We start from the raw sequence: 6778 nt of genomic DNA, 5'->3' as shown, positions 1-6778 counted from the left end.
AGTAATCGTCGTGTCGGTCGTCATGTGAGTCTCCTCGGTAAGGTAAACTCACAGAAACCTGCTTACACATTCTTTCTGACACCCTCCTGCGCTGCTTTCCTTTGACCTAAGATTGCATCGAGCAGTTCGGTCGTAACATTATGGCGACCGCCATGGTGTGGAACTTGAAACCGATCGATGCCGGGCAACATCAATCCTGCCAAAGGCGCGCAATCAATGACTTCCTGAAGACCGCTGCGTCCGGTATCTCCGGTCAGCAAAATTTTGCATTCATTTAGGTTGGCATATTGGACAACGCTCATCTCGTTTTCGTTGCTTGTTTCACCTCCCGGAAAATATTCATCGCCCCCAAGCCGCCTTAACAAGCACAGCGGCCTCTTTCATTAAACGTACAACTGCATCGCGCGCGGTTTCGAGCAGGCCTTTTTCCTCGGGCGTCTTCTCTGAGGAAACAACCAGGTCTAGAAAGCGCGAGCGTGTCGGGGCCATTACCCGAAAAGCGCCAATGGTAGCTCCCTGAAAGGGCTCGTAGATTTGAATCTTCCTGCGAACAGCAATTTCTTCAAGTGCCGCGAGATTTGAGTAAGCTTCCTTTAGGGCTTTCCCCAATCCATCGACAGTTGTGAAGCGCTTGAACCGGGGCAGAAGTTCTTCTGCATAGATCCACGGCCGCAACATCCAAAGCGCGCCGACCTCAAAATCTTCCAAGACTCGTTGCAAACCTCCGGCATGATCACCGTCGTTGTGTGTTGCGACAACATGCGCGATTCGTTTCGGATTGCCATAGTACTTGTTTATGAAGTTGACGACCTTCTCTCCGGTTAACTGATAGCCGCCGTCAACGACATGAATGAGGGTCTGACCGTTCAACTCATAGCGGACGCAAATAGCGCGCCGCTGCTTTTCGCTTCAACGTCCAAAAAATCGATTTCAAAAAAATCGGCCAATGTTCTCGCTCCCGAGTCGGGCTTGAGTGAGTGTCGCCACTGCCGACGCCGGCATTGGTCTCGATTGCCACGCTGTTTCCGGCCGCCGCTCACGGGGCTCTAGGCGTAAGGCCACACGATGTTCATGGGTCTTGATTTCTTGGGAACACCAACCTTCGGTAACAATCTCCTTTTTCGGACGACGTTTTCTAATCGGGATAGCAGTTTGTTTTCCTACAAACTTGCAAAGCAGACGCCAAATTGCGCAGAATTTCAGCGTTTTTGGCGCCATTACGCAGGATCCGAAACAGATGGACGCCGCTTCCAGTATGTAAGCGGCAAGCTAAGGCCGTCAGGCGGCGTGGTTCCATGGCATAAGCGCGTCGATTTGGCTGCTCGGCCAGCCGTTGGCGATACGCTGAAGTGTTACGGCGAGCCAGGCGAACGGATCGACGGTGTTCATTTTCGCCGTCTGCAGCAGCGTTGCGATGGTCGCCCAGGTTCGTCCGCCGCCGTCGCTGCCAGCGAAGAGGCTATTCTTTCTCGTAATTGTTTGTGGCCTGATGGCGCGTTCGACGATGTTGGAGTCGAGCTCGATGCGACCATCGGTCAGGAAGCGTTCGAAGATGGCACGCCGCGAGACGGCATAGCGGATCGCCTCGGCCAGTTTTGATTTGCCGGAGATCCGCCGCAAGGTCTGCTGCCAGAGATCGAAGAGATCTGCGACGATCGCTGCGGAAGCTTGCTGGCGCGCGGCAACGCGAGTGTCGGGGCTTTGACCGCGCACCGTTTTCTCGACCTGCCAGAGCTTCGCCATCCGCTCGACCGTCGCCGTTGCCACTTCTGAGCTCCCCGCAACATGCAGCTCGTAGAACTTGCGTCTGCAGTGTGACCAGCAGCCAGCCAATGTGATGCCATCATTGCCGCGATCGGATCGCGCGAGCTTGTTATAGGCGGCGTATCCATCAACCTGCAGGATGCCGCGATAACCATTGAGGTGCCGGACCGCGCATTCGCCGGCGCGGCTGTCTTCGAAGCGATAAGCCACCATCGGCGGACCGTTGCGGCCAAAAGTTCGGTCATCTCGGGCATAGGCCCATAAGTAGGCCGTCTTTGTCGATCCGGAGCCCGGAGCGAGCGTCGGCAAAGTGGTTTCGTCGGCAAAGACCCGTTCGGCCTTCTTGACCTCGCTGAAGATGTAGTCGGCCATGATCTCGAGCTCGAAGCCGAGCTTACCCATCCATTGCGCCATCAACTGGCGGTCCAGCTCGACATGATCGCGGGCGTAGATAGCCTCCTGCCGGTAGAGCGGCAGGCCATCGGCATATTTGGCGACGGCGATCTGGGCCAGAAGCGCTTCCGTCGGAATGCCTCCTTCGATGATGTGGGCCGGGGCCGGCGCCTGGATGACGCCGTCCGCGTTCTTGAAGGTATACTTGGGACGGCGCGTGACGATCACACGGAACTTCGCCGGCACTACATCCAGGCGCTCCGACACGTCCTCGCCGATCAGCACCTTCTGCTTGCCGGCATGCTCAGCCAGCTCTTGCGGCTCAATGACGGTTTCGATCCGTTCCAGATGCGGCGCAAAGCCCTTGCGCCGACGCGGTGCACGCTTGCCATCCGCCTGCGCACGGCCCTTGCTGACCTGGGCCTTGATCGCGGCGATGCCGGTCTCGATCTCCTCGAAGACGAAGGCCTGCTGTTCATCGTCGCCGTTCGCCGAACCGAGCTTTTCCGATCGTCGGCCGAACCGGGCGCGGTCGAAGGCCTTCAGGATCTGCGTCAGCCGCTCGATGCGCGCATCGGCATCGGCGTTGCGGGCCTTGAGATCGGCGACTTCGCTCGCCAGAGCATCGGCGCGGGCCGCTTTCTCGGCCAGGGCAAGAACCATGGCCTTCAGCGTCTCTACGTCATTCGGGAGGCTGAGATCGGGCGGCGTCATTGACCCGACCAGAGCACATTTTGCCCCGGTTCTCTTGCCCTTTCAGCTCACTGATTCACTTCGCCGCAGTGCTTTTACCCAACAATCTCCGGCGGCTTGACCGCCGCGGTCCGGACCCGCTTCCAGTCCATCCCATCGACCAGGGCCATCAACTGCGCAGCATTCAGCTGCACCCGATGATGTCCGATCCGCGGCCAGCAGAACCTCGCCTTCTCAAGCCGTTTTAAATAGAGGCACACGCCGGAGCCATCCCACCATACGATCTTGATTCGGTCGGCCCTTTTCGCCCGGAACACGTAAAGCGCACCGTCGAACGGATCTGAGCCCGCATCGCGCACCAGCGCAACAAGGCCATCGATACCCTTGCGGAAGTCGACTGGATGGCTGGCCAGGAACACCTTCACGCCGGAGGGGATCATGCCGAACGGACCGCCCGGATCACCCGCTGCAGCTGCGCCTCGTCGACGTCCACGCCGGCGCGCACGATCACCTCGCCAATGGCAATTTCGATCACAGCGCCTGACACAGACGCCACCTCACCCCCGCAACTCGAGTGCCGCTCGCGATAATGTCGTTCCGCCCGAGCATCACGGCGCCAGGCAAACAGCTGCGACGGGTGAATGCCAATCCGGCGAGCGATCGCCGAGACGCTCGCGCCAGGCTCCAGCGCCTCTGTCACGACTTGGGCCTTGAACTCGTCCGACCAGCGTCGGCGAAGCTGCCGCGGCGCTCCCTCAAGACGGTCGGCGACCGCTTCGATCATATGGAAGGTTCTAGTTCCAGAACTAGGCGCAGACATAGTAGCTCACATCGGCTCACAAACTCAGCAGCCGATAGCCGATTGCTCACCCCCTGCGCCAGACGGGGTCTCTGCGATAGCGCGAGAACCGTCATATCCGTATCCAGGGAGCGGACCTCGGGGCTCGGAGTGCGATCCAATCAGGATCCGACCACGACCGCTCCACCTCAAAGTTGAACAAAGGGATCAGATAGTCCCGGATGATAATCGTGACGTGAGGTTCGTTTGCCTCGTCCTCAGTCAACTCCTTGGTCTGCCCGCCATCCGCATATTGAGCGGTCGCTTGGATCAGATGTCTGCTTCCGAAGGCGAACCTCACATCATCGAAAAGGAATAGGGAGCCGGGCTTCAAGAGCCGTACTGCTGCGATGGCAGCCGCCAAATCTACATAGATTGAATGGTTGCCGTCGAGATAGATGATATCGAAAGTCTCCCGATTTCTGGCCAACCTGATCAGGTTGAACAGGTATGTTCCTACGCGATTTCCCAGAAACCTGATGTCTCGATCCGCGATGCCGGCCGCCGCCAAGTCGGCCCGGCGTTCGGCGCAAACATGTTCGAAGTCCAGGCCCACATAGTGAATCCCGAGATCGTCGATGGTCCTGAACCGCTCCTGCCTGAATGTTGGTCCTACGCCGATCTCGAGAAAGCGGCATCCGGGATTCTGTCGAAGTATTTGAAGCAGGCGTGTATGAACCGAACGCCGATACGCACGGTAGTCGCTCGGCAGAGCATGGCTAGCGTCAAACAGGAAGTCGTGATGGTCAACATTCATCAATCGTCTCCAGTTGCTCTACGGATGGATTCCGGCGTGGCGCACGCATCATCCAACGCCTCACCTTCGGTGCACCGCGACCAGCACGTTGGCCAATCAAGCCGCTTCCATTGAGAACAGCCGGCACGGACCGAGAAGGTCGGCTGTCGACCCCGCGCAGAGGTCGTCAATCTGCTTCGCAAGGCTGAACACCGGTCCTGCCGACGGATTGACGCGTTCACTGCTCTCGTCAGGGGGGACGGGTCCGGATGATGTACCGTCGCCAATGACGCTGACCGTATTGGCCGTGCCGGCCGCGAGGCGAGCCGCGGCCGCCGGCACCAAAGTGACCGGACGATACGAAACACGCGGTGACAGCTGCACAGGCCGCAAGGGCGCACAGGAACATCTGGAAGCAGGGTTCGCGGATCTGGAGCTGGGTTGTCGTGACCCATCCAGCGATAGCACCGGCCCGAGGCATCGTTCGAAGCAGGCCGCGTCCATGGGCCTGCCCGAAGGCACGATCGACAAAAGCGGGTAGCACCACACAACGTGATAGCCATGAAATCGAGCGTCACGAGGGCGAGCAGAACTCCGATGGCGAGGATCTGGCGGAGGCAGCTCAGGAAGTCTCACGCGGCCATCCGCCCCGCGCCAAACTGAGCCGGAGAAGAGCCGCAGGGCTGATCGCATAAATGAATGGTAGCCAGCAACTCGAGCTTGCGGCGAGAAGTCTCCCGACGATCGGCCCGGTAGGCTGGAGCACTTGGCCCGCTTCGTCGATTGGGCGATGGATGTCGTTGGGCGGTCGGTGTTGACGGTGGCGGACAGCAGCGGCGCGACGGACGCCGAACACTCGACGGTGCGGGACGTGGGAAGATCACGACGGCTAGGAAAATCGCTGCGCTCCCGGCGTGTTGGGTGCCGCCGGCGCTCAGCCATAGGGGCCGTCACAGCATGACGACAGGCGGTCCTGTCCAAAATCCCCTTCTCGGCGGTCGGTCGACCAACTGCCCGAAGAAGGCTGGCTAGCGGCTCTCGGTGGTCTGGCAGGCGGCTATCACCGAAAGATATCGGGGTCGAGGCGGAGGTGGTCGGCCGATGATAGCGGGGCAAGGCTGCCCCCCATGCCTGCGCGAATGCCTTGATCTCCTCGGCATCACGTCTCTTCGAGTGAACGAGACTCTGATCGGCACCGGCCACGCGATGGCAGTTGCAGCGCTCAAGCGCGGCTTCGAGCTTCAACCGACAGACCGTGGGCTCCATACGCGCCACGACGACGAAGTCCAGGTCGCGGACAGGCTGCTCAATTGCACGAACGCGTCCAAAGACTTCCATCGGATTCGCCAGCAAATGTGCATGGCTTCGGAACGAGTTCATCTTTGGTAATCTCTTGTCCTCGACATACACGCCCGCGGCGACCAGCTCGATCTGAGAAGCGAAGCGCCGATCGTTGTTGATCGTCACCGAAACCAGTATTCTCCATCGGACGAGGAGCGGAATCAACGCCTCATCGGCCATGACTTGGACCGATCACTCGAGCTGGGACAACGATGCTTAATTGGCAGCCCGGACAATTCCAGTCCTGCAGACCTATCGCCGTCGAGCTCGCAAGCCCAGATGCCCAGAGCGCGCCGAAGTGACGCGACGACATTCATACCGGGACCTTAGCGGTAGCGAGTGATGCGGTAACTTCATCTCGATCCGTCGTGACCGCCGCCAGATAGCGAGCGAAGAGCGAGATCGTCCGGGTGTGCGATTCGAGGGCGCTCTTGCTGCAGCGCCCTGCGAGCCAATCGTCAAACAGTCTTCTGCGGCCAGCGCCGAGGTCGGCGTTTCGGACGAGTGTATCCCGCGCGGGATAGAACCTTTCGCGAAAGGCTGCGCGGCCGAGGAAACCGGCGTTCCGCCAAAGCGTGATGTGCGCATGCCTGGTCAATTGCGGATTGCATTCCGTGCCCGAGTGCGGGCGCTTCAGGATTCTAGCCTCGATCGCAGCGAAGGGACCGATGTTCAAGCGAATAGTCTCGGACGCATACCGGCCGTTCTTATTATAGACGTTGGTTGGCAATTGCCGCCAGTTGCGAAGCGATACGCTGGTCTGCAGAAGGTCGAGCCGGAACAGGCAGACGGTATCGCGGCTCCCACGACGGCGTGCGACTCCGGAAGAGACGAGATCCGTCTCACCCCAGCACGGTGGAGCGGTAAATAGTCTAGGGGCTGGCGCGGGGCCGGGAAGCCTGCGCACCGGATCCGGTCCGATCTGCCTGACTTGGTCGGCAGCCGTCGCCCGGTGGACATCCAGTTCGACCGCCCGGAGGTGTTGAATGGAACGTCAACGTCGGTCATTTAGC

7 protein-coding genes and 1 pseudogene are annotated in these 6778 nt (G+C 59.7%); 1 reads left to right on the top strand and 7 read right to left on the bottom strand.

Annotated elements, in window-relative coordinates; translation table 11 throughout:
• Positions 1–62 precede the first annotated feature (62 nt).
• From CWO89_RS38850 to CWO89_RS49810, 6 genes are all read right to left on the bottom strand, one after another.
• Positions 63–302 carry a ComEC/Rec2 family competence protein gene (locus CWO89_RS38850; protein ID WP_130231223.1) on the bottom strand — a complete coding sequence of 80 codons (240 nt, stop codon included), beginning with the start codon at positions 300–302 and terminating at the stop codon, positions 63–65.
• A gap of 37 nt (positions 303–339) precedes the next feature.
• Entirely contained in the window at positions 340–870 is a 531-nt protein-coding gene (locus CWO89_RS38845) for an MBL fold metallo-hydrolase (protein WP_130583612.1), read from the bottom strand.
• Positions 871–1278: 408 nt separating this feature from the next.
• Positions 1279–2871, bottom strand: coding sequence for an IS66 family transposase (tnpC, locus tag CWO89_RS38840; protein WP_130231227.1), 1593 nt, complete (start codon positions 2869–2871; stop codon positions 1279–1281).
• Between the two features lie 74 nt (positions 2872–2945).
• Entirely contained in the window at positions 2946–3290 is a 345-nt protein-coding gene (gene tnpB / locus CWO89_RS38835; RefSeq protein WP_027583889.1) for an IS66 family insertion sequence element accessory protein TnpB, read from the bottom strand.
• On the bottom strand, positions 3287–3634 hold the full coding sequence (locus CWO89_RS38830; RefSeq protein ID WP_229167410.1) for a transposase: 348 nt from the start codon (positions 3632–3634) through the stop codon (positions 3287–3289). The genes tnpB and CWO89_RS38830 overlap by 4 nt, the downstream gene beginning before the upstream one ends.
• Before the next feature lie 127 nt (positions 3635–3761).
• Positions 3762–4445, bottom strand: a complete 684-nt coding sequence (locus CWO89_RS49810) for a class I SAM-dependent methyltransferase (protein WP_130231231.1) — start codon at positions 4443–4445, stop codon at positions 3762–3764.
• A gap of 265 nt (positions 4446–4710) precedes the next feature.
• On the opposite strand from CWO89_RS49810, the gene CWO89_RS48490 reads away from it, so the two are divergent.
• On the top strand, positions 4711–4965 hold the full coding sequence (locus CWO89_RS48490; protein ID WP_245475157.1) for a hypothetical protein: 255 nt from the start codon (positions 4711–4713) through the stop codon (positions 4963–4965).
• 584 nt (positions 4966–5549) lie between these two features.
• Here the strand turns inward: CWO89_RS48490 and CWO89_RS49805 are convergent.
• Positions 5550–5945 (bottom strand): annotated as a pseudogene (locus CWO89_RS49805) (isocitrate lyase/phosphoenolpyruvate mutase family protein); the annotation flags it as partial.
• Positions 5946–6778: the final 833 nt, after the last annotated feature.

Source organism: Bradyrhizobium sp. Leo170 (assembly GCF_004296405.1).
GTDB lineage: Bacteria > Pseudomonadota > Alphaproteobacteria > Rhizobiales > Xanthobacteraceae > Bradyrhizobium.
Note: the sequence above shows the minus strand (reverse complement) of the source record. Positions and strands in the feature narration are given on the sequence as shown.